Here is a 21,368-nt window from a genome sequence, read left to right as displayed (position 1 = left end):
TCGTCAGGCAAGAAGCTGTTGGTTTAGATAATCTCACATTCGGCAGTTTGCGGAGTCTAGTGACCTGCATGTTCGTTGGGCGGATACTTCCTGAGTATTTCTTGAGCTTGAGGGAACCCACACAATGTGCCTGAATGCTTGAGCTTTTCTTGTTGTAATCTTCCGGGTTTTTGATGCCTTTTCTTGCGTTGGGGGCTGCATTGTTGAACCCATCGGCAGGAAAGCTTGCTGAGTGAACTTGAACAAGGGGTCTGACAATGAACAAGATGGCTAAGGGCGCAATTGCTACTGCTGTAGGCGTTATTCTGCTAGCTGGCGGTGGCGGTACGTTGGCTACTTGGAACCAGGCCCAGAATTCCTCCATGGGTTCGGTTGTTTCCGGTGACTTGAACCTGGTTCCGGTTTCTGCCGGTGCGTGGACTGACAAGGCCGGTAAGGCCATCACGAACATTGCCGCGTACAAGGTGGTTCCCGGTGAAACTTTGACCTACACCCAGCAGCTGGATGTGACGTTGAGCGGTGACTTGATGGCGGCCACATTGAAGGTTACCGGCGAGACCGTGAACAACGGGTTTGCTGCGAACGCTGTTGTTTCCACAACGGCCCTGAAGAACGCCACCGATGGTGCGGTTCTGCCGACCACCACACTCCGTGCTGCCGATACTGGCAAGGTTACTGCCACCACCACGTTCGCGTTCAAGGAAACAACCGCGAATCGTGAATCAGTGAACGCCAACTACAACTTCGGCGCTATCGGCTACGAACTCAAGCAGCTGGCCCCGGCCGGCAGCAACGGCCTCTAACCACACAGCACCACAGACCCCCTGTGGGTGGTGTATTGGGCCACCAACCAATACACCACCACCCCCCTCCCAACGGAAGCAGCCATGAAAAGCACCCGCGCACTGAAAGCCACCGGCCTTGTGCTGGTTGCCGTGGTGCTGGGACTGCTCACTGTGCAGGGGAGCTATGCGCTGTGGAACAAATTTGCTGGGGCAAACGCCGGAACCGTCCAGGCCGCTGATTTTCGAATCAGCCTCACGGATACCAAAACCGGCGATTTCACTGACATGACTCTGGCCAACGGCACAGCGGCAACGTTTGCCTTAAGCACCACACCTACGGGGGCCGTGGTCCCCGGACAAAGCACCTACGCCGGTGTCCAGCTGGGCAACGTGACCAACGCCGGAGGGGACTTCACCGTGAGGGCCACTACGGCAGTCCCCGTCATCGACAACAACGCGGTATCCGCGCTTGCACCCTACATGCAGGTCAAGGTGGTTGCTGCAACAGCACTCTCGCAGTGCTCCCAAGCCGCACTCTACGAGTCAGCTTCATCCAACGGCACCGCCACAGTGGACATTGCCAAGACCGCAACCGGTGTGTTTTGCTTCCAGATCACCCTGGCCGCCAGCATGCCGGTGAATCTCAGCGGACAAACCGCAGCCATTGCCGTCCCGATCACTGTCAACCAACTCTAAGAGGGTCCACCATGTCTGTTATCAGCCCCGTCACCAGCGATGTTTCATCTCTGAACTCTGAGCCGGCCGGCAAGGTACGTCCCCGCGGAATCCTTCACTCGATTGGCAGCTGGAGCGCCTACGTGGTCCTCCTCCTCGCAGCAGTCAGCGCCTTGATCATGATCGTGGCGCCCATGGCCACCGGCTCGCAAACATACACCGTGCTGACCAACTCCATGGCACCCAAGTACGCGCCCGGAACTTTCCTGGTGGTCAAGCCCACAGAGTTCTCCTCTCTCCGCGTAGGTGATGTCATCACCTTCCAAATTGAATCAGGCAAGCCCGGTGTCATCTCCCACCGCATCACCTCGGTGGGATCCACCCAAACCGGAGAACGGGTTTTCACCACCAAAGGAGACAACAACTCCCTGGAAGACGCTGCCACCGTCCAAGAAGTGCAGATCAAGGGCAAACTGCTATACGCAGTACCCTATGTAGGCTTCGCCGCCCATGCTGTGGGCGAGCAGAGGGGCAAGCTGCTTCCCATCATCGCCGTTGGATTCATCTCCCTGGGTGCCTTGAGTATGGTCCGGGGTGCCGTGGAGAAGAAGCGCGGCAAGCATGAAAAAGACAATGACTAGAAAAGTCCCGCTGCGCAGCCTCGACGGCTCCGCACGCATGGCCGTCGTGGCCATAGTGGCAAGCATTGCCATGGGAACACTGCTGGCAGGACCTGCCGCAGGCGCCGAGAACAAGAATGATCTGCTTCAGCTAAGCCGCGACGGTGTCCAATTCGCCACTGACGCGATTCCAACCATGTTTAGGAGCACAAAAGGTTATGTTCCAGGAGAATCAAGGCCAGGACTCATTTGGGTTCGCAACGCCGGCAAAGACAGCGCGCACTTCACCCTCGCTGTGCACAACACCAACAACCCAGACACCAGCGCAGGGATTGCTGGCGCATCAATTCTGCCCCAGCATCTGCGCCTGCAAGCGCAAGCCTCAGGCCGCGTCACCACAGCCAACGCTCTGCCAACTCCCGGCACCTGCACCCCGGTCATCGATGGTTGGACGCTGGCCGCAGGCGAAGTACTGCCCCTGACCCTTGACCTGGGCCTGTCACTGCAAGCTCCCAACTCCACCCGAAACCAAAACGCCGACTTCACCCTGACTTTTGTCCTGCAGGAACGTGGTGCCGGTCAGCTTGTAGGACCGTGCGCTGGGGGCCCGGGCAACCTGGCCGCAGGCGGCGCAGTGATTTCACTGCCCATCAGCGGCGGCACAGCGGCAACAAGGACGCCTGGCACAGTAGTTGTGCCAGGTGGTGTGCAAGAACCCATCGGCTCCGACGTCGGCACAGATCTGGACCCCCTGCAGCAAGGTGTCCAGCCCTCACCGGAAGCGTCGCAGGCATTGCCGCTGTTGCGCCAGCTGCAAAGTAATGTGGAAGCCACCGACTACAACCCATGGCCATGGATTGTCGTCATCAGCGCATGCGTGTACGTATTCACCTCAGTTCGGAAACGGAGCAAGACTAGATGAGCTCAGCAGGCCCTCAGCAACCAGAGCTGAAGACGGGCGGCGGCACTAAGCGCGCCCTTGGCAGGCTGCGCAAGCTTCCCGGGTTCACCACTGCAGCAGTGGCGTTTGTTCTCATCGTGTTGCTGGGTGGTGGCGGTGCCGCCGTTGCCAAATGGAATCAAAGCGCCACAGTTTCCATGGGCATCACCGCAGGTGCTGCGCCAGCACCGAGCCCCACACCTACTCCTTCTCCAAGCCCGACGCCGACACCCACTCCCAGCGCAACGCCCCCTCCGAACAACCAAGGAAATATTGTTGCCAACCCAGTCATTGCAGCGCGACCAGGACTCATGGATCCCACCAAGGTTGAGTGCGATGCCAACGGAAATTCCGGAAAATACGCTGTCAGTTGGCCAGCTGATGTTTCCGGCAACATCAGCTACGTGGCTTCAGTGAGTGTCAGTGATAAGAACTATGGTGCACCGCAATCACAAAATGTGTCCGTTAACAAGGCCACTTTCAATCTTAGCAACACCGACGCCGCCTATGGCCTGTACATCCTTCGGATTCAGCCGATGAATGGCACTGTTGCCGGTGACCCTATCTACCGGACTATTCAGCATGAAAAAAGGACGCAGCAATGCGGCTATGCCAGCCCGAATGACCGGTCCCCGCTGGGCAGCTTCTCAGTCAACGCAGTCCCTGCAAGTTCGGTGAAGACCAACAATGTTCTCAATGTCAGTTGGACGGCACTGGCCACAGGAACCGACTACAAGGTGTCAATCGTGTCCGTGGACACAGCGTCCAGTTTTGGTGCTGAGTTCACCACCCGGTCCACAGGTGCCACACTGACTTTTCCGGCGTACAAACTGGATGGTTCAGGCAACCCAACCAACGGCGGCGCTTACAACGGCGAATATTTGCTGCGAATCATACCGATGAACGGGACCCAGGCGGGCGATCCAGTCTATAAAAAGGTCTTCTACAAGGCCTATGAATTTAGGGTTGAGAATTACCAGTACCAGTACTAACAAGTTCTGAACTGACTACACACCCCGGAATCACAAAACTCATGGTGGTTCCCTGACCCTGTTCACTGGACACAGTTAGGGTGCCGCCATGGTTTTCGATGATGGTCTTGGAAATCATCAGGCCCAAGCCAATGCCTGGGATACCGCGTTCCCTGGCTTGTCCGGCCCTGAAGAACTTCTGGAATAGCCCGGCCTGATCTGCCGGACTCATGCCCAGGCCGGTGTCGCTGACCTGGCAGTGTAGATCTGTTCCGTCAGCGCACGCGCGCACCGTGAGGGTGCCGCCGTCGGGCGAGTACTTCACAGCGTTGGACACCAGGTTGTCCAAGACTTGGCCAATCCGGCCGGCGTCGATCATGGCCATCAATGGTTGTTGGCACTCCGACTCCACTGCCACACCATTGGCTGCGGCAGCCGGCGCAGCGGTGCCCAGGGAATCTGCAATGAGCTTATCGACGCAGGCAGGGGCTCGATCAATACTCATGGTGGTGGTAGCCAACAAATCTGTCACCAGCCCATTGAGACGGACGGCATTGCGGTCGGCAATGGTCAAATAGTTGATAACTTCCGCGGGCGCCAACCCGGGCGATTCAAGGGCCAGGGCCACATAAGATTGGATGGCCGTCAGGGGAGTACGGAACTCGTGGGAAACATTCGCCACGAAGTCGTCTTTGGCGGCGAGGGCTTCCACCATGTCGGTGACATCGTGGAACGCGATGACGGCGCCGTCGGAAGTCCCATCATCACTGACGATGGTGCGGGCAGTGGTTGACAGGGCCCTGGCCTGCTCGCCGGCACCAATCCAGATCTGGTAGTTGGTGAACGATTCGCCATCAATGGCACGACGGACCGGGCGGGCATAGGCCGGTAACGGAACCCGGTCGACGCCGAATATCAACAGTTCGCTTTCCTGCGGGTCACTGATATCCGGCGGCACACCCAAAGCATGAATGGCCTCCTGGGTGGAGTTCATGAGACGGTCGTTGCCGTCCGCATCCACCACGACAACGCCCACACCCACTGTGTCCACAATGGTTTCCAACAGCCGCTCGCGCTGCCGGCTGTCCACCAAATCCTTGCGCCTTAGCGAATCCTGGGCCACCAGAGCATCGCGCTGCCTGTCCATGCTGGTGGTCAGGACCACCATGGCAATGGCGAAAGCCAGCATCATGAAGGGAATCAGCAGCGGCCGCACCAACTGTTCCACTGACACGGGGCCGGGGGCATTGAATTCCGGAATCCAAACGATCAGCAGGCTTGCCAGTGTGCTGGAAACGATTGCCGTCTTGGGGGCAAGCCCGGAGGCACACAGCCAGAAGACGGGGAACAAGGCGATCATGCCGGCAGAATTCAGCAGTGCGTTGGTACCTTCGCGGAACAAGGCCACGGCAACAAAGTCAAGGTAAGGAATCAGAAGAAACGATCCCCGCGGCATTTTCTCCCACTGGACGGTTCCGGCAACTGCCAGCAAACCCACGCTCATGACCAACGAGGCCACGAGTTCCCCGCTGGCGAAGAGGGACGGTTGCAAAAATACTACGAGTGCTGCTGCCAAGATCATGGTCAGCGTGAACGGAAGCTGGGCCAGAAACATGCGGGTCCGGGGGGATCGCTCATAAAAGTAGCGCCGGATGAGCCGATTTCCAGCGGTTTCAGTCAAATTTTCAGGGATGATCGTCAAAATTGCTTCCGTCATTAAGTTATGTCTGCCAAGAATCTCGAGGTGCTAGTCACGTTGGGCCGGTGCGTCGGCAAGGTGCCCAGTATGTCATGCTGCCCTGCGAAGGTGTTGTAGGGCGACGCCAGAGACGATGTCATAATGTAAGTACTAATGGGCCTGGGGGCTCTAAGACGTTGTAACAAGCACGTTTCTTATTGGTCTTTGTAAGTTTAGTGAGGGAAAGATGGACAATCCTCGTGTGGCAGTCATCGTTGAAGATGACCAGGATATCCGCGAGCTGATCAGTGTAATTCTCATTCAGGCTGGATTTGAGGTGTACTCAGCCAGCAATGGGGCGGACGGGGTTGAGGCCGTCAAAAAGTATAATCCGGCCATAGTCACGCTCGATTTGGGCTTGCCTGACATGGACGGTTTTGAAGTGGCTAGGCGCGTGCGGCTTTTCAGCGACACCTACATCATCATGCTGACCGGGCGTGCAGACGAGATGGATACCCTGCTGGGGTTGGAAACCGGTGCCGACGACTACCTCACTAAACCGTTCCGGCCCCGTGAGCTGCGCGCCAGGATCAGCGCGATGATGCGCCGACCCCGTGCTGGCGGCACCGATGCCGCTGTGGCAGAATCCGCCTCTGCGGAGGCTGCAGCAGAGCCAGCTGCCAATGCCGAGACTCTCCACGAAGGGGCGGCGCCGGAGGCCGAGCCCGCTGCCGGAACCAAGTCAGTCAACGGCCTGGTCCTTAACGACGGCGACCGCACAGCGGAAGTGGACGGCACCGAACTGGATCTGACCCGCACCGAGTTTGACCTGCTTCATGCCCTAGTAGACGGCGGCAAGCAGGTGCGCAGCAAGTCGGACTTGGTGCGCTGGCTGCGCGGGGAAGAATACGACGTGGGCACCTACATCAGCGACGCCGACGAACGCACCATCGAGGTGCACATGACAAACCTGCGCCGAAAAATGGGCGACAACCCCCGCGATCCGCGCTGGATCAAGACTGTGCGCGGAGTGGGCTACCGACTGGTTCACTAAGCTGGGGCCACTCGGCAACCCTTGCAATGCCCGTAGGGCCCTGGACCAGTTTGGTTCAGGGCCCTAAGGCTTTTTGCCCCAGGTTTTGCCCGGTTGCCTTTTGCCCCGCGGATGTCTCAGACGAGGACCAATACGCACTCAGGCAACACCATGCGCATGGTGGTCCCAACGTTGCGTTCGCTTTGAATCGAGATGTGACCGCCGTGGTTGGCCACAATGGTCTTGGTGATCAGCAGCCCCAGCCCCAGACCGGGGATGGATCGCTCCAAGGCAGGGTCTGCACGGAAGAACTTGGTGAACGCCTGGGCCTGCTCGGCACTGCTCATGCCCATGCCGGTATCCTGAACCTCGCACACCACATCCGCGCCGTCGTTCCACGCGCGCACCGTGACGGTTCCGCCGTCGGGCGAGTATTTGATGGCATTGGAGATGAGATTGTCCAGCGCCTGGCCGATCCGGCCGCCGTCGACCATGGCCCGCAGCTGACCGGGGACATCCAGGATCAACTCCACCCCATTCTTTTCTGCCATGGGTCTGGCGGAGGCCACACTCTCGGCGATGAGGGCGGAAACATCCGCCATGGCGGGGCTGACTTCCATGGCGTCAGTGGTCAGGAGGTCTGAGACCAGCCTGTTGAGGCGGAGCGCGTTGCGCTGGGTGATGCCTACGAATGTGCTCAGGTCCTGGGGGAGGCGGTCCGATTCATCGGCGATCATGGCCAGGTAGCCAAGGATGGAGGTCAGTGGCGTGCGGAACTCGTGCGAAACGTTGGCTACGAAGTCATCCTTCGCGGCCAGGGCTGCCATGGTTTCTGTGTTGTCGTGGAAGGCAATGACGGCGCCGGCTGAACTGCCGTCCTCATTGCGCATGGTGCGTGCAGTGGTGGAGATGGCCCGGCTATTCTCGCCCTCACCAATCCACATCTGGTAGTTAGTGAAGGATTCCCCCAGGATGGCGCGGCGGACGGGACGCTCATCCGCTGGCAGCAGGACCTTGCCGTACCCAAACAGCAGGAGGTCTTTTTCCTGTGGATTGGCAATGTCACCCGGCATGGCCCGGGAGTGAATTACCGTCTGGGTTGAATTCATCAACTGGTCATTGCCGCCCTCATCCACCACAACAATGCCCACAGCCACGGTATCCAGAACGGTTTCCAGCAACTGTTCCCGCTGCTTGCTTAGATTCAGTGCTGTTCTCAGCTTGGCATCCTTTTCCTCGATGGCCAGACGCTGGCTGTCCATGCTGGCCGTCATGATGACCACGGTGATGGAGAATGCCATCATCATGAACGGGAAGAGGAGCGGCTTGGCGAGCAACTCGGGAGTGATACGGGCTGGGCCCAGGATCAGCGGCACCCAGACAATCAATAACGTGCCCAATGTGCTGCTGACGACGGCTGTTTTGCGGGCCACCCCGGAGGCCGAAAGCCAGAAGACGGGGAACAACACCAGCAAGCCCACGGCGGTAATGAACTGTGCACTGCCGTGGCGGATGAACCCCACAGCAATGAAGTCCAGATACGGAATCAGCAAGAAGGAGCCCCGCGGCAGCTTGTCCCACGGCATCAAGCAACACAGAGCAAGAATGCCCGCCTGCAGCCACAAGCCAATGACAAAGTGGGGGTCACCCAAAGTCTTTGGGTAGTAAGCGGCCACCAGTGCCACTGTCAACATGACTGTCAGGGTAAGCGGCAACTGCGTGAGGATGACGCGCATCCGCAGGGATCGCTTGTAGAAATGTCGCTTCAGCAGGGTTTCAGACGCGGGGTTGGTCAATGTGCTTCCGATGCTGGGTCCAGTTAATGCACCGACATCGGTACACGCCAGTCTCTCACCCTTCGTGTCCACGCACACTTATGCCGCGCCGCCCGGCGGCGGCACGGCGCAAGTGCGTGCTAGCTACTTTATGGAGTCGCCTTGCTGGAACACATCCGGGATGCCATCGTGGTCATCATCGAGTTCCTCGAGCTCGGCCACCTTGCGGTAGTGCCTGTTGCGGCTGCGCAGCACCACGGACGCCAGCAGAGCCGCGAGCACGGATCCGGCCAAGATTGCCACCTTGGCGTGGGAGTAGTGGGGGCTGTCGGCGCCGAAGCTCAATTCACTAATGAGCAAGGACACCGTGAAGCCAACCCCGGCCAGCAGCGCAAGGCCGACGACGTCGATCCAGGCCAGACCGTCGTCGAGCTTGGCCTTGGTGGTCTTTGTGACTAGCCAGGTGGCACCAAAGACGCCAATGAACTTTCCAGCAATCAAGGCCACCACAATGCCGATGGCCACCGAATCAGTGAAGGCGCTCTTGAGGCCGGCCACCCCGCCCAGTGCAACGCCGGCGGAGAAGAATGCGAACACGGGTACGGCCAAACCGGCTGAAACGGGGCGGATGGCATGCTCAAACTTCTCGGCCATGCCAGGTCCGTTTTCAGGCGTTTTGTCCTTGCGGAGCACGGGAACCATGAAGCCCAGCAGCACACCAGCCACTGTGGCGTGAACGCCGGAGGCATGGACAAGCGCCCAAGTGGCGAACGCCAGAGGCAGCAGGAAGTACCAGGCGCTGATGCGTTTTTGCACCAACCAGGCGAAGACCAGCAGCGGCAGCAAGGCTAGGGCCAGGAACTGGAACTGCATTTCACCTGGGTAGAACACAGCAATGATGGCGATGGCGATGAGGTCATCCACCACGGCCAATGTCAGCAAGAAGGTGCGCAGGGCGCTGGGCAGGTGGGTGCTGATGACAGCCAGGACCGCCAGTGCAAAGGCAATGTCGGTGGCTGTGGGGATGGCCCAACCTCTGAGTACTTCCGGCCCGGCTTGGAGGTTGATGAGGACGAAAAGCACGGCGGGCATGATCACGCCGCCCACGGCGGCAGCAATGGGAACGAGCGCGCGGGAGGGGCTGCGCAGATCGCCGGCAACGAATTCGCGCTTGAGTTCAAGCCCGGCAACAAAGAAGAAGATTGCCAGCAGGCCGTCGGACGCCCAGCCGCCCAGGCTGAGGTTCAGGTGCAGGCTTTCCGGGCCGATCCGGAAGTCCCGCAAATCAAAGTAGCCGTTGGCCCACGGTGAATTGGCCCAAATTAGGGCGACCACCGTGGCGATGAGCAAAAGGGCTCCGCCGACTGTTTCGGAGCGGAGAATGGTGCTGATGCGCACGGATTCGGAATAGCTTCCCCGGCTGAAGATGCGGGAGTTCTTTGTGGATTTCATGGGTGCGGCGGCCTTCCGTTGGGTCCAGCAGTGGCGGGACCACTTTTGGGTTCATCAAAGTCATTGCCGACCAGACTTCCCGGCGCACCTGATTCCCAGTCTACCTTGGCCCGGCACTGGGGTGGTCCTGTAGTTGTGAAGGGCCATCCCTGCCCAAAGGGATAGGACTAGCCGAAAGGATGGGATTAATTAGCCGCTTGGCGGTTGGAAATAGCCGTTTGGGATCTGATTGTCCGTGTGGTCTTGGGTTTAGATGAGAATACTGCCTACTGGGGGCGTGAATTTTGGGGGAGGAAATACTCGTGAAAAAAGTTATGAAGGCAGCCGTCGCGGCTGGTGCAGCAGGTGCATTGATGTTGGGTGGAGCTGGGACGTTTGCCCTGTGGAACGCAACTGATGACCTTGACGATGCAGGCACCGTCACCACAGGGCACTTGACCATGACGACAGTTCCGGCATCGGGCGCTTGGGAGGACATCAGTGTTCCCGCCACTCCTGTTGCTTTCGACGCCATTTCCGAGACGATTGTTCCCGGTGACACTGTGAAGTTCACTCGGGATGTCACCATCTCTGCAGAGGGCAAGAACCTCTCGGGCGAATTGGTAATTGGCAACACAGCCGCGGCAATTCCGGCTGACCTGGCTGGTCACGTGACGGTCGCGGTTGCGGCTACTACATCAGGCCCGAACATCTCTGTGGTTGGAAATACCATTACGTTTTCCAAGCCCGGTACCTACACCGTGCCTGTGACCATCACGGTGGCTTTTGCCAAGGGCAATCTCACAGATGCGAAGACGCCTGCTGTCACCATGGACGAGGCAATCGACCTGCCGGCGCTTTCGCTGACATTGAACCAGACCCGGGCATAGTCGGGTCGAGTAACCCGTTTTTGTCACTTGCGTAAAACTCTGCTGACAGCCTTGGCTGCGGCCGTGCTGGTGGTGCTCCTTGCAAGCGCCCAAGGCACGGCCGCGCTCTTGCGCGCCGAAAGCCAGCTCACACCCGGAACCATCACCACCGGAAAGCTCGCTCTACAAGCCGGCAACGGGAACAGCAGCTCCACAGACTTTGTATTCGCGGATTTGAGCACCAAACCCCTGGTGCCCGGGGGATACCTGCAGGCCCCGCTGACCATCAGCAACACTGGCACCGTAGACCTCAACTTCAGTCTTGCCGGTGCAATTTCAGCACCTTCTTCGCCCACACCGGCTGACACCGCTCTGGCCTCCGCCGTGGACTTGACCATCCATGCGGTGGCTGACACTGCAGCATGCCAGCCCGACGCACTCACCCCTGGTCCAGCCTTGTACCAAGGCAAGCTGAGCCCAACGGCATCGTTCTCGCCCAGGCACCTGGCGGCGCAGGGCGCCAGCTCGGAGCAGACACTGTGCGTGCGCATCAGCCTGCCCTCAGGCACTGACTCCAGTGCCGCTGGGGGGAAACTGAAGCTGGTACTTTCCTGGCGGGGTGATCAAGCATGAGCGGCCGACGCAGGGCCACCGCCCCAGAACGCACGGGCGTGCTGTGGTGGTCCGGGCAGATTGCAGCATGGCTGATCCTGCTGACCATCCTGAGTGTTGCGGCCATGATGATAGTGATTCCCCGCATTGCCGGGGCCACGGCTTACACAGTCCTCACAGCATCCATGGAGCCGGGGTTGCCGCCGGGAAGCCTGGCTGTGATCCGGCCACAGGATCCGGCCACACTGCGCACCGGTGACGTGATTACCTTTCAAGCCGAATCGGGAAAGGCATCAGTCATTACGCACAGGATTGTAGGCGTGGGGTCCACGCTGGGTGGAGAACTGCGCTTCACCACCCGCGGCGATGCCAACTCCGCCAACGATCCGCAGGTGCTGCCCGAGCAAGTCCGTGGCAGTCTCTGGTACAAAGTGCCGCTGCTGGGCCACGTCAATAGTGCGCTGAACGGTTCGCAACGCCAGTGGCTGACGATCTCCGCCATTGCCGGACTGCTGGGCTACTCCACTTTTATGGCCGTCAGTGCCTTGCGTGATCGCTTCCAAAGGAGCAGGACTCTATGACCTCCACCCGTGATTCACCCGGCCGTCTTGACTTGACTGGGCCCGCCCGCAGGACGGTACTGGCAACAGCTGTGGCGCTCGCCGCGACCATCTGCACCCTAGGTTCGCCAGCGTCTGCGCAGGACCCACGCGACGCCGTCGTACCTGCTGTGATGCCGGCCAGCCAGAAGACCAACCTTGCCTATAGCTCCGACGGGGTGGAATATTCGGCGAGTTTTCCCGTGCTGTTCACCGCGGCGACCAAGCTGGTGCCGGGGGAGGGTGTTGCCGAAAGCCTGTGGATCCGCAATGACAACGCCATGGCCGTCAAAGTGTGGCTGGCTGTCCCTGCTTCCGACGGAATTGAGCAGGTCCACCTGCGGGTTGGGCTGAAGCCGCAGCCAGTGGTGACGTTGGAGCCCGGTGCGAGCAGTGAATTGCAAGCGCACGTGTGGCTGCCGGAATCGGCTGGCAATGATGCTCAGGCCCGGCTGCTGCCTGTCCGTTTACAAGTGAATGTTGGCGAGGTGGCTGAGACTGTCTTGGGCGAGGCCGTCTTGGGTGAGACCGGAGCAACCTCAAGCATTTGGCCTGTGGGGCTGGCAGTGCTGATGGGTGGCGTGGGTGCGCTGGTGGCGTCCCGGAAACGATCGGACCGTCCCGTGGCTCTCACCGCTCCCACTGGTTCCTCGGCTCCCGCAGCGGGAGGAAGCTCATGAGCCGGGGGACCGTTGAGCAATCTGGCTGGTCGGTGCGGGTGAAGGCGTTGCTCTCCTTGGGGCTGCTGGCCGGCGTCGGGGCTGTTTCCACCTTGGCCGCCTGGACAGGCACTGCAACCGCCACCTCCGACATAACAGCCGCCACCGTCTTCATTGCTGCGGGGGCAGACCCGAACGCTACTAGCGCCAGTTACACGATCCCGATCGCCACAGCCAACTGGTTCCCGGGAATGAGCCAAGCAGCCATGGTGACAGTGAAAAACACCGGTACCTCGAATGTCAGCTACAACGTGCAGGGGGCTGCACCCGGTGCATTCGGAACTGCGATGGCAGTTGGAGTATCTGTTGGCGGCACCTTAGTCAATGGTTCAGCGACAGGCGGGACTTGTTCTGTGGCGTCGGCCTACACAAAGGCTGGGGGATCGAATTTCCCGACCTCGGCCCCGCACCCCCTGGGCAACCTTAGTGCCGGGGGGTGGGCCACGTTCTGCGTATCTACCCTGTTACCACTGGGCTCCGGTTCAATATTGCAGGGTCAGTCCACCGCCATCACACTAACTTTCACAGCAAGTACGGTGCCCTGACATGACCAGACAAGTATTACGAGTTTCTGCCTGGGAACGCTGCCTGCTGAATGCTGGCGCGGCGCTGGGCCTGCTGTGCCTGGTGCTGGCCGGGCTGGCACTGGTTCTGGGACTCAAGCCGTTGATTGCTATCTCCGGATCCATGAGCCCGGGCATTCCTGTTGGCTCGCTGGCACTTGCCGTACCCACGCCAGCAGCAGAAGTTGCGCCGGGGCAAGTGGTTTCAGTTGTTGCGTCCAACGGAACCCGCATCACCCACCGCGTGGTCTCCGCAGATCCTGTGACTGGGCTGGTGCTCAAGGGGGACGCCAACCCCGTGGCAGACTTGCAGCCGTATTCCTTTGGACCTGCGGACCGGGTGGTGTTTTCCGTTCCGTTCCTTGGCTACGTGGCCAGCTGGCTCAGCTCACCATGGGTGTTTGGCGTGGGCGGGCTGCTGTGTGCGTATCTTCTATATGTGGCTTTCTTCAGGTCCGACGCCGGACGGTCCAGGAACTTGCCTGCGGAGGGCTCAGCTTCGGACAGCGTTCCGGTTGCCGGGGCGGGCGGGCCGGGAACGCGGCGCAGTAAATGGCTGGGCGCCGGGGCGATCGTTGCGGCGCTCGCCGTAGTGATCCCGCTGGGTGTGGTGAACCGAGTTGAAGCTACACAGGCGGCGTGGACGGCTAGTGCCGTGGCAAGTGCCGGGCTGTCCGCAGCGACAGTAGTGCCCGTGGGCAACGTGCACTGTGGGAATCCACCGACGGACATTGCCACACTTCGGTTTACTTGGGCGCCCTCAGCCCCATTGCCCACCGGCTACAAGATTGAGGCCATCGAAACGAACAGCAGTGGCGTGGTCAAGGCCGGTGGCATGTACAAGGAGATGTCCATCGGCGCCACTGAATCGTCGTTTGAAACGACGATTGGTCAAGGTACTACCGGGTTGTTGGGAACATTGCTCGGTGCCCTTCTTGGAATGACCAGCTACTTCACCATCAAGATAACAACACAATATGGCAGCGAATGGGAGGGAGCGCCTGTCTCGTTCACCAAGATCAAGGCGACAACTCCCATAGTGCTTGGATTGATCGGAGAATACAGGCTGACGTGTTCCCCTAACCCGGGGTGAAGTGGTGCTTAGACATACTCGCGTGGCAACGCAGAAACCCCATGATCCCATTTTCGCCACTCCTCGGCAGTGGGCGAGCAAGGGAACGTGGGCAAACTATGCCTATGACACGTGGTCCGGTCAATCCTTAGTGTGTTGGTCCGTACTTGCGCCGGACATAAAGGGGTCCTCCCAAGTGTTTGAGAGGACCCCTTCAGTGCGCCACTCTCCGGGGACAGCCGTTGGTGGCGGGCTTTTCTTGGCGGCTAGTGCCGTCCGGCTACCCTGCGGTTTCGCCAGAGCGCTACGCCGCCGAGTCCAAGGAACATGATCGCCACGGCGAGTGTGGGAACCACCACTAGGCCGGTGTATGCCAAACCGCCCTGAGCCTTGGCCACTTTGTTGGTCACAGCCTTTGCGGGGGTGGTGACGCGAGTGGTGGCCGGTTTGGTGACGCTAGTGTTGGCAGGTTTGGTTGCCACGGTTGTCGCTGGACTTGTTGCAGGTGTAGTTGCGACTGTTGTGGCGGGTGTAGTCGCCGCTGTTGTCGCGGTGGTTGTGGCCGGCGTTGTTGCCACCGTGGTCGCCGGTGTGGTTGCCGAGGTCGTTGCCGGCGTAGTTGCGGGGGTTGTGGCTGGCGTGGTCGCTGCGGTCGTCGCGGGAGTTGTGGCTGGCGTGGTTGTCGCCGGGGTGGTTGATGGCGGCGCAGTGGTGGCCTGGCTGGTGGGGCACACCACCGTCTCCAGGACCACTGTGAATGTTGCCGTGCCAATGCCCGCATTGGGCGTCCAGCCGGGAGCTGCGCCGAGCTGAGTATCCGCGCCCGGAGCTGCTGTAACAATCACTGTGGCTCCGTTGGCCGCCACGCCCTGGACCGTGTAGACGATCCCCGAGGTGCTGGCCGGGGTGACGGAAGGGATGCTCAGCTGGCCAAACTGGTCGCAAACGGCCTGGACAACCACCGGCGCAACTGGCAACGCCGTCACAATGGTGGGTTGGATTGTGCAGTCAGGGACTGTGAGGACCACCGTGTACAAACCCAGCCCGGTACCGGCGTCAACCACCCAGCCGTTGCCCGCCAACAAGACGGTTCCAACGGAGGGAGTTGCCACCACTGTGACGGTGCTGCCAGCAGCAATGGCACCCTGATATGAGTAGCTGATGGCGGCAGTGTTGGCGGGCAGCTGCAGCGCAGGCAGGGTGGCAACGCCCGGAGCGCTGCACACCGCCTGCACAACGATCGGGACAGCAGGGGCCATGGAGACCTTGCCAGGAATGACGCAGCCGTTATTGAAAACAGCCTGACCCTCAACCGTCCAGTTCTGGCCTGCAGGGTTGTAGTCATTCGGCGGGTAGATGTCTCCCCACCTTCCGGCGGGATTCGTGGCGGGGTAGATGGGTCCCACATCGTCGATGTGTCCGGAATTGAAGAAACCGTTCACGCTGGTCTCCAAGGACTCGTACGGGTTGCCTGTGCTCGCCGAGGCATGACAGAAGGCAACTTTCTTCTCGTCATTGGGTGCGGCGGCAGCTCCGGCTGCCATGACTCCCAAGCCGGCAAGGCCCAGCGCAATGATGGCCGCGGAGGACATGATCTTGGTCCACAGTTTGGGCGTGCTTGAACGCTGATCCGTGGCAGGTTGACGTGGTTGCGAGTTGTTCTTCATGGCTCCCCAGCTCTCCGATGACGCTCGTGGCACCACTCGACTGCGGCGTTATCAGGGAATGAATCTGCCTGCAGTCCCAAAGCCAAATCAGCATCGTAGGTGGTGGGGAAGTCGTGTCCCCGTCCGGAAAATGAATCAATGTGGAGGCAATCTGCCCCCAGATCTTCATTGATGTTTTCTGGCCCCAACGCTGAAATCTCTCCAGATGTGGAATTCGAAGACTATGGTTCGGTAAAACCACGGGCTAGAGTGGCCGCCACTCTAAGGCTGGCCACGGATTACTTGGTTTTTGCGGCAGCACTCGCTTCTTGGCTGCAACCACTTGGGTTCCAGAGACCGGATTGCCTGCAAACCGGGGAACTTTCCTTGCTGGGGTACTTGCAAGCCATCTGAGTAGCCTGCTGAGCAGGCTGTTTGGCCCGCACAAAAAAGGGCACTTAAACAGCCACGGCGCACAACTTTCGTTGTGCGCCGTGGCTGCCAAGGGCCGTTTCTGCCGGTGAAGGTGCAGAAGTCCTCTAGATTTCTTAGGCGTGCGTGTCCAGCCATTCCTGGGCGAGGTTCGCCTGCAGGTTCAGGGCCCGGCCAATCACGGGCTCGGCAGCCGAGGCAATCTTTGCACCCAGGAACGGGACACCTGACGTGACCTCGCCGGTGAGCTCCACCACTGTGGAAGTGCCGCTGGCCGTCAGCTTCTGCAAGGCCGTAACATCGACGGGGGCACCGGCAACGGTGAGCTTAATGGTGTTGGTGCGGGCGCCGTCGGACGCCGGAGCGCTCCAGGACTCCTCCTGCGTCACAGTCAACGTTGCGCCAACAAACTTCTTGACGATGTCCGGCATGCGCGTGGTGGGCAGGGTGCGCACGGTCTTGGTGGTGAACGCAGCCGAGGTGGGGCCGCTGATGGTGAACGACTTCAGCTCCCCGCCCACGGTCTCGCTGACATGCTTGACGAAATCGGCGTTGGTAAAGACATCTGTCACGCTCTGGGCGGTGGCAGAAAGAGTTGTTGAGGCGGCAAGCGCCATGGTTCCTCCAAAGGTGGGGGTGCGTAGGGCAGCTCCTAGGATAGCAAGCGTTGCTTTGGGATTCCTGCGCGCACCCGGCCCGGAGTAAGCTGGAGTGGTCCCTGGAACTTTTGCTAAATTCTGGGCCTTTGTGCTGTTCCCCGCCTGATTTGGGGCCGTCAAAGCGCGGCGGTTGCTGTCCATCCGCCATTCGTCAATCCGCCAATAGTCAAGGAGAAAATCACCCATGAGTCTTGCAGGGTTGCGAAGCGCGCTGTCCCAGGATCCACTGTTCGCCCGAGTGCGCAGCTACGCCGCCAGCGACCCCGCCACGCGCAGCACCGACATCGCATTCAGCGCCCCCGCCGGCATGCGGGCAGTGCTACTGGCCGAAGTGGCGGACGGCTTAGCCTCCCTTGCCGACTCCGACGGCGTGGTCCTTGCCGTGACAGCCACCGGGCGCGAGGCCGGAGACACCGTGGCCGCCCTGAACTCCTACCTCCCGGCCGGTGCCGTGGCAGAATTCCCCAGCTGGGAGACGCTCCCGCACGAACGCCTCTCACCGCGCTCAGACACCGTGGGCCGCCGTCTAGCCGTGCTGCGCCGTCTTGCCCATCCCGAGCTCGACGCCGGACCCGCCTTGCGCGTGGTGGTGGCGCCCATCCGTGCGGTTGTGCAACCCTTGGTGGCTGGCTTGGGCGAGCTGGTTCCCGTACATGTGCGCGTGGGCGAGGACGTGCCCTTCACCGAGCTGATCAGACGGCTTGCCGACGCCGCCTACGCCCGCGTGGACATGGTCACGCACCGCGGCGAGTTTGCCGTGCGCGGCGGCATTTTGGATGTTTTCCCGCCCACCGAAAACCACCCCATCCGCATTGAATTCTTTGGCGATGAGGTGGAGGCCATGCGCTGGTTCAGCGTGGCCGACCAGCGCTCCCTGACCTCCGTCAAGGGCGATGTCAGCCACCCCACCGAGCTCTACGCCCCACCCTGCCGGGAAATCCTCATCACCCCGGCCGTCATGAGCCGGGCCGCGAAACTCAAGGACAGCATGCCGGGCGCGGCCGCCATGTTGGAGAAGATTGCCGGCGGCATTGCCGTGGAAGGCATGGAATCCCTGGCCCCGGCCTTGGTGGATGGCATGGTGCCGCTGACCTCGCTGCTGCCTGCTGACTCGATCACCGTAGTGCTGGATCCGGAAAAGGTCAGTGCCCGAGCCCACGACCTCGAATCCACCAATGAGGAATTCCTCGAGGCCGCCTGGTCCACCGCATCCGACGGCGGGAACGCGCCCCTGGACCTGGGCTCGGCCGATCTGGGTGCGCACGGCGTTGACCTGGCCCAGGCCGGCTTCAAGTCGCTGGCGCAAACCCGCAGCGGCGCCCTGGACCACGGGGTGAGCTGGTGGTCCATCAGTGCCCTGGCTCAGGATGAAGAACTTGACGTGTCCACGGACGTGCTCAACTTGCACGCGCGAGAACCGCGCGGCTACCGCGGCGACGTGGCGGAAATGATGGAGTTCCTTGGCGCCCGCGTGAAGGACCAGTGGCGGGTTGTGGTGGCCACCCAGGGCCCCGGGCCGGCCCAACGCCTGGCCGAGCTATTCCACGAAGCCAACATCCCGGCGTCGCGCGTTGATTCCTTGGATCACGAACCCCAGCCGGGCATCATCGAGGTGACAACCGCTGATACCGGGCGCGGCTTTGTGCTGGATTCGCTCAAGCTGGGCCTGCTGACAGAGGCGGACCTGCTGGGGCGGGCGTCGGCCGTGTCCACGAGGGACATGCGCAAGCTGCCCTCCAAACGGCGCAACGCCGTGGACCCGCTGCAGCTGAGCGCTGGCGACTACGTGGTCCACGAGCAGCACGGTGTGGGCAAGTTTGTGGAGCTGATCCAACGCAAGGTGGCAGGTGCCGGCGTTGGCGGTTCGGCGGGGCTGCGCGAATACTTGGTGCTTGAGTATGCGCCGTCCAAGCGCGGGGCACCGGGGGACAAGCTGTTTGTGCCCACAGACCAGCTGGACCAGGTAACGGCATATGTTGGCGGGGACGCTCCGGCGCTGTCCAAGATGGGCGGCTCTGACTGGGCTGCCACCAAGTCCAAGGCCCGCAAGGCAGTCAAGGAAATTGCCGGTGAGCTGATCAGGCTGTACTCGGCGCGCATGGCCTCCAAGGGGCATGCGTTTGGGCCGGACACGCCCTGGCAGGCCGAGCTGGAGGAGGCGTTCCCGTATGTTGAGACGCCTGACCAGCTGGTGGCCATCAATGAGGTGAAGGCCGACATGGAGAAGGAAGTTCCCATGGACCGGCTCATCTCCGGTGACGTGGGCTACGGCAAGACCGAGATCGCGGTGCGGGCCGCGTTCAAGGCTGTGCAGGACGGCAAGCAGGTGGCTGTTCTAGTGCCCACCACCTTGTTGGCGCAGCAGCACTTCGAAACATTCAACGAGCGCTTCTCCGGCTTCCCCGTGCGTGTTGCTGCGCTTTCCCGCTTCCAAACAGCCAAGGAATCGAAGGAGATCGTGGAAGGCGTCCGCACCGGTTCGGTGGACGTGGTCATTGGTACACACCGGCTGCTTTCCAAGGACTTTGGCTTCAAGGACCTGGGCCTGGTGATTGTTGATGAGGAACAGCGCTTTGGTGTGGAGCACAAGGAAGCGCTGAAGAAGATGCGCACCAACGTGGATGTGCTGGCCATGAGTGCCACGCCCATTCCGCGAACACTGGAAATGTCCATGACGGGCATTCGTGAGACCTCCACATTGGCCACCCCGCCGGAGGAGCGCCACCCCGTGCTCACCTACGTTGGCGGCTACACGGACAAGCAGGTGGGTGCTGCCATTCGGCGCGAGCTCATGCGCGAAGGCCAGGTCTTTTATGTGCACAACCGGGTTAAATCGATTGAGCGCACGGCAGCCCACATTCAGCAACTGGTGCCGGATGCCCGCGTGGCTGTGGCGCACGGGCAGATGAGTGAATCCCGGCTTGAACAAATCATTGTTGACTTCTGGGAGAAGCGCTTTGACGTGCTGGTGTGCACCACCATCATTGAAACCGGCCTGGACATCTCCAATGCCAACACGCTGATTGTGGAGCAGGCCGAAAACTACGGCCTGTCCCAGCTGCACCAGCTGCGCGGCCGCGTGGGTCGTGGCAGGGAGCGGGCCTATGCTTACTTCCTGTACCCGGCAGACAAACCGCTGGGTGAGGTTGCCCTGGAGCGGCTCAAAGCCGTTGCCGCGCACAACGAGTTGGGTGCCGGCATGGCTCTGGCCATGAAAGACCTGGAGATTCGCGGCGCCGGAAACCTGCTGGGCGGGGAACAATCCGGTCATATTCAAGGTGTTGGCTTTGACCTGTACATCCGCCTGGTGGGCGAGGCTGTGGCTGATTACCGCGGCGATGGCGAGGAGCGGGTGGCGGAGATGAAGATTGAGCTGCCCGTCAACGCCCACCTGCCGCACGACTACGTGCCGGGGGAGCGGCTTCGTCTGGAGGCCTACCGGAAGCTTGCCGCGGCCGTGACGCTTGAGGCCATCGCCGAGGTTGAGGCCGAACTCATTGACAGGTACGGCGACTTGCCGCCAGCGGCCGTCAACCTCATTGCCGTGGCACATTTCAAGGTCCTGGCACGGGCTGCCGGGCTCACCGACGTGGCGCTGCAGGGCAACTTCATCAAGTTTGCCCCGGCGGATCTGCCCGAGTCCAAGGAGATGCGCCTGACCCGCATGTACCCGGGATCCATGGTGAAGCCGGCGCTGAACTCGATCCTGATCCCCAAGCCGAAGACTGCACGCATTGGCGGCCGGGATCTGGCCGACGCCGAGGTCCTCAAGTGGGCGCAAGGGGTGTTGGAGGCGATCTTCGAGACGGTGCCGGCGGCATAGCTCTTTTCAACTGGCCCGCGGCTTTTGCTATGCGCCCCGTCAACCCTTGGGCGGGCGCATAACTGGACAACGCCGCGGCAGGTGAGGTCCGCCGTCGTTCCTTAAAAAACTGACCCGCAGTAGTGGTCGAAAAACACCGCGAAATCGCGATTTTTCGACCACTACTGCGGGTCAGTTGAAAGCAGTTACTCTCCGGCGGAGTCGGAACGGCCCAAAAAGGTCTGCGGGATGACCAAGGACAAGAAGCACAGGCCGATGCCCACTCCAGCCGGTACGAACGCGTGGGCAAAGCTTTCCAGGCTCCAGAAGGAGAAGGCAAAGATTCCGCCAAGGAACAAGGCGAAGAAGATGACGAACAAGACGACTGACTGCACGGTGCTGTTCTCACCGCGGTAACGGGTGTTGGACACGTTTCCTCCTGACCCCAAAATGGGGAACTGAGTGGATGCACCGGCTGTCCGGTGCG

Annotated in this window: 19 protein-coding genes; 13 read left to right on the top strand and 6 right to left on the bottom strand. The window is 60.8% G+C overall.

Annotated elements, in window-relative coordinates; translation table 11 throughout:
- Positions 1-257 precede the first annotated feature (257 nt).
- From CVS28_RS03035 to CVS28_RS03015, 5 genes are all read left to right on the top strand, one after another.
- Positions 258-803, top strand: coding sequence for an alternate-type signal peptide domain-containing protein (locus CVS28_RS03035; protein WP_243399662.1), 546 nt, complete (start codon positions 258-260; stop codon positions 801-803).
- Positions 804-887: 84 nt separating this feature from the next.
- The gene (locus CVS28_RS03030) at positions 888-1,481 is read left to right on the top strand and encodes a hypothetical protein (RefSeq protein ID WP_103480588.1); all 594 of its coding nucleotides are present in this window, start codon (positions 888-890) and stop codon (positions 1,479-1,481) included.
- An 11-nt stretch (positions 1,482-1,492) separates the two neighbouring features.
- Positions 1,493-2,101 carry a signal peptidase I gene (locus CVS28_RS03025; protein ID WP_103464326.1) on the top strand — a complete coding sequence of 203 codons (609 nt, stop codon included), beginning with the start codon at positions 1,493-1,495 and terminating at the stop codon, positions 2,099-2,101.
- Positions 2,094-3,002 (top strand): hypothetical protein, encoded by a 909-nt coding sequence (locus tag CVS28_RS03020; protein ID WP_103480587.1) that lies wholly within the window; start codon positions 2,094-2,096, stop codon positions 3,000-3,002. Before CVS28_RS03025 ends, CVS28_RS03020 begins: the two co-directional genes overlap by 8 nt.
- Complete coding sequence (locus CVS28_RS03015) at positions 2,999-4,012, top strand: hypothetical protein (protein ID WP_103480586.1); 1,014 nt, start codon at positions 2,999-3,001, stop codon at positions 4,010-4,012. Before CVS28_RS03020 ends, CVS28_RS03015 begins: the two co-directional genes overlap by 4 nt.
- Here the strand turns inward: CVS28_RS03015 and CVS28_RS03010 are convergent.
- Positions 3,981-5,708: a sensor histidine kinase gene (locus CVS28_RS03010; protein ID WP_103480585.1), complete on the bottom strand. Its 1,728-nt coding sequence runs from the start codon at positions 5,706-5,708 to the stop codon at positions 3,981-3,983. The two genes, CVS28_RS03015 and CVS28_RS03010, sit on opposite strands and share 32 nt — an antisense overlap.
- A gap of 208 nt (positions 5,709-5,916) precedes the next feature.
- Here CVS28_RS03010 and CVS28_RS03005 point away from each other — a divergent pair, with 208 nt between their 5' ends.
- Complete coding sequence (locus tag CVS28_RS03005) at positions 5,917-6,723, top strand: response regulator transcription factor (RefSeq protein ID WP_103480584.1); 807 nt, start codon at positions 5,917-5,919, stop codon at positions 6,721-6,723.
- Between the two features lie 116 nt (positions 6,724-6,839).
- Here the strand turns inward: CVS28_RS03005 and CVS28_RS03000 are convergent, their stop codons facing one another.
- A complete protein-coding gene (locus tag CVS28_RS03000; protein WP_243399661.1) occupies positions 6,840-8,498 on the bottom strand; it encodes a sensor histidine kinase in 1,659 nt (552 codons plus the stop codon).
- 123 nt (positions 8,499-8,621) lie between these two features.
- Positions 8,622-9,929, bottom strand: a complete 1,308-nt coding sequence (gene nhaA, locus CVS28_RS02995) for a Na+/H+ antiporter NhaA (protein WP_103480583.1) — start codon at positions 9,927-9,929, stop codon at positions 8,622-8,624.
- A 302-nt stretch (positions 9,930-10,231) separates the two neighbouring features.
- Here nhaA and CVS28_RS02990 point away from each other — a divergent pair, with 302 nt between their 5' ends.
- Genes CVS28_RS02990 through CVS28_RS02970 form a run of 6 tightly spaced genes read left to right on the top strand, consistent with a single transcriptional unit; the run spans position 10,232 to position 14,363 of the window.
- Positions 10,232-10,798: an alternate-type signal peptide domain-containing protein gene (locus tag CVS28_RS02990; protein ID WP_133159028.1), complete on the top strand. Its 567-nt coding sequence runs from the start codon at positions 10,232-10,234 to the stop codon at positions 10,796-10,798.
- Positions 10,799-10,825: 27 nt separating this feature from the next.
- Positions 10,826-11,410, top strand: a complete 585-nt coding sequence (locus CVS28_RS02985) for a hypothetical protein (protein WP_133159027.1) — start codon at positions 10,826-10,828, stop codon at positions 11,408-11,410.
- Positions 11,407-11,970, top strand: a complete 564-nt coding sequence (locus tag CVS28_RS02980; RefSeq protein ID WP_103480580.1) for a signal peptidase I — start codon at positions 11,407-11,409, stop codon at positions 11,968-11,970. Before CVS28_RS02985 ends, CVS28_RS02980 begins: the two co-directional genes overlap by 4 nt.
- Complete coding sequence (locus CVS28_RS02975) at positions 11,967-12,668, top strand: LPXTG cell wall anchor domain-containing protein (protein ID WP_103480579.1); 702 nt, start codon at positions 11,967-11,969, stop codon at positions 12,666-12,668. The genes CVS28_RS02980 and CVS28_RS02975 overlap by 4 nt, the downstream gene beginning before the upstream one ends.
- Positions 12,665-13,252, top strand: a complete 588-nt coding sequence (locus CVS28_RS19575) for a hypothetical protein (RefSeq protein ID WP_165788037.1) — start codon at positions 12,665-12,667, stop codon at positions 13,250-13,252. Before CVS28_RS02975 ends, CVS28_RS19575 begins: the two co-directional genes overlap by 4 nt.
- Before the next feature lies 1 nt (position 13,253).
- Positions 13,254-14,363, top strand: coding sequence for a signal peptidase I (locus CVS28_RS02970; protein ID WP_103480578.1), 1,110 nt, complete (start codon positions 13,254-13,256; stop codon positions 14,361-14,363).
- 245 nt (positions 14,364-14,608) lie between these two features.
- Here the strand turns inward: CVS28_RS02970 and CVS28_RS02965 are convergent, their stop codons facing one another.
- Positions 14,609-16,009 carry a hypothetical protein gene (locus tag CVS28_RS02965; RefSeq protein WP_103480577.1) on the bottom strand — a complete coding sequence of 467 codons (1,401 nt, stop codon included), beginning with the start codon at positions 16,007-16,009 and terminating at the stop codon, positions 14,609-14,611.
- A gap of 527 nt (positions 16,010-16,536) precedes the next feature.
- Positions 16,537-17,037, bottom strand: coding sequence for a DUF2505 domain-containing protein (locus tag CVS28_RS02960; protein WP_103464339.1), 501 nt, complete (start codon positions 17,035-17,037; stop codon positions 16,537-16,539).
- A 226-nt stretch (positions 17,038-17,263) separates the two neighbouring features.
- Between CVS28_RS02960 and mfd the strand changes: the two genes are divergently transcribed.
- Positions 17,264-20,902 carry a transcription-repair coupling factor gene (gene mfd, locus CVS28_RS02955; protein WP_103480576.1) on the top strand — a complete coding sequence of 1,213 codons (3,639 nt, stop codon included), beginning with the start codon at positions 17,264-17,266 and terminating at the stop codon, positions 20,900-20,902.
- A 185-nt stretch (positions 20,903-21,087) separates the two neighbouring features.
- On the opposite strand, the gene CVS28_RS02950 is transcribed toward mfd, so the two are convergent.
- Complete coding sequence (locus tag CVS28_RS02950) at positions 21,088-21,312, bottom strand: hypothetical protein (protein WP_243399660.1); 225 nt, start codon at positions 21,310-21,312, stop codon at positions 21,088-21,090.
- Between the last annotated feature and the right edge of the window lie 56 nt (positions 21,313-21,368).

Origin of the sequence: Arthrobacter glacialis (genome assembly GCF_002909415.1) — a bacterium.
Classification (GTDB): Bacteria; Actinomycetota; Actinomycetes; order Actinomycetales; family Micrococcaceae; genus Specibacter; species Specibacter glacialis.
Note: the sequence above shows the minus strand (reverse complement) of the source record. Positions and strands in the feature narration are given on the sequence as shown.

Bases quoted from the DNA above. Each gene is read 5' to 3' on its own strand.
- CVS28_RS03035 (WP_243399662.1), top strand. From the start codon at position 258: ATGAACAAGATGGCTAAGGGCGCAATTGCTACTGCTGTAGGCGTTATT.
- CVS28_RS03030 (WP_103480588.1), top strand. From the start codon at position 888: ATGAAAAGCACCCGCGCACTGAAAGCCACCGGCCTTGTGCTGGTTGCC.
- CVS28_RS03025 (WP_103464326.1), top strand. From the start codon at position 1,493: ATGTCTGTTATCAGCCCCGTCACCAGCGATGTTTCATCTCTGAACTCT.
- CVS28_RS03020 (WP_103480587.1), top strand. From the start codon at position 2,094: ATGACTAGAAAAGTCCCGCTGCGCAGCCTCGACGGCTCCGCACGCATG.
- CVS28_RS03015 (WP_103480586.1), top strand. From the start codon at position 2,999: ATGAGCTCAGCAGGCCCTCAGCAACCAGAGCTGAAGACGGGCGGCGGC.
- CVS28_RS03010 (WP_103480585.1), bottom strand. From the start codon at position 5,708: ATGACGGAAGCAATTTTGACGATCATCCCTGAAAATTTGACTGAAACC.
- CVS28_RS03005 (WP_103480584.1), top strand. From the start codon at position 5,917: ATGGACAATCCTCGTGTGGCAGTCATCGTTGAAGATGACCAGGATATC.
- nhaA (WP_103480583.1), bottom strand. From the start codon at position 9,929: ATGAAATCCACAAAGAACTCCCGCATCTTCAGCCGGGGAAGCTATTCC.
- CVS28_RS02980 (WP_103480580.1), top strand. From the start codon at position 11,407: ATGAGCGGCCGACGCAGGGCCACCGCCCCAGAACGCACGGGCGTGCTG.
- CVS28_RS02975 (WP_103480579.1), top strand. From the start codon at position 11,967: ATGACCTCCACCCGTGATTCACCCGGCCGTCTTGACTTGACTGGGCCC.
- CVS28_RS19575 (WP_165788037.1), top strand. From the start codon at position 12,665: ATGAGCCGGGGGACCGTTGAGCAATCTGGCTGGTCGGTGCGGGTGAAG.
- CVS28_RS02970 (WP_103480578.1), top strand. From the start codon at position 13,254: ATGACCAGACAAGTATTACGAGTTTCTGCCTGGGAACGCTGCCTGCTG.
- CVS28_RS02965 (WP_103480577.1), bottom strand. From the start codon at position 16,009: ATGAAGAACAACTCGCAACCACGTCAACCTGCCACGGATCAGCGTTCA.
- CVS28_RS02960 (WP_103464339.1), bottom strand. From the start codon at position 17,037: ATGGCGCTTGCCGCCTCAACAACTCTTTCTGCCACCGCCCAGAGCGTG.
- mfd (WP_103480576.1), top strand. From the start codon at position 17,264: ATGAGTCTTGCAGGGTTGCGAAGCGCGCTGTCCCAGGATCCACTGTTC.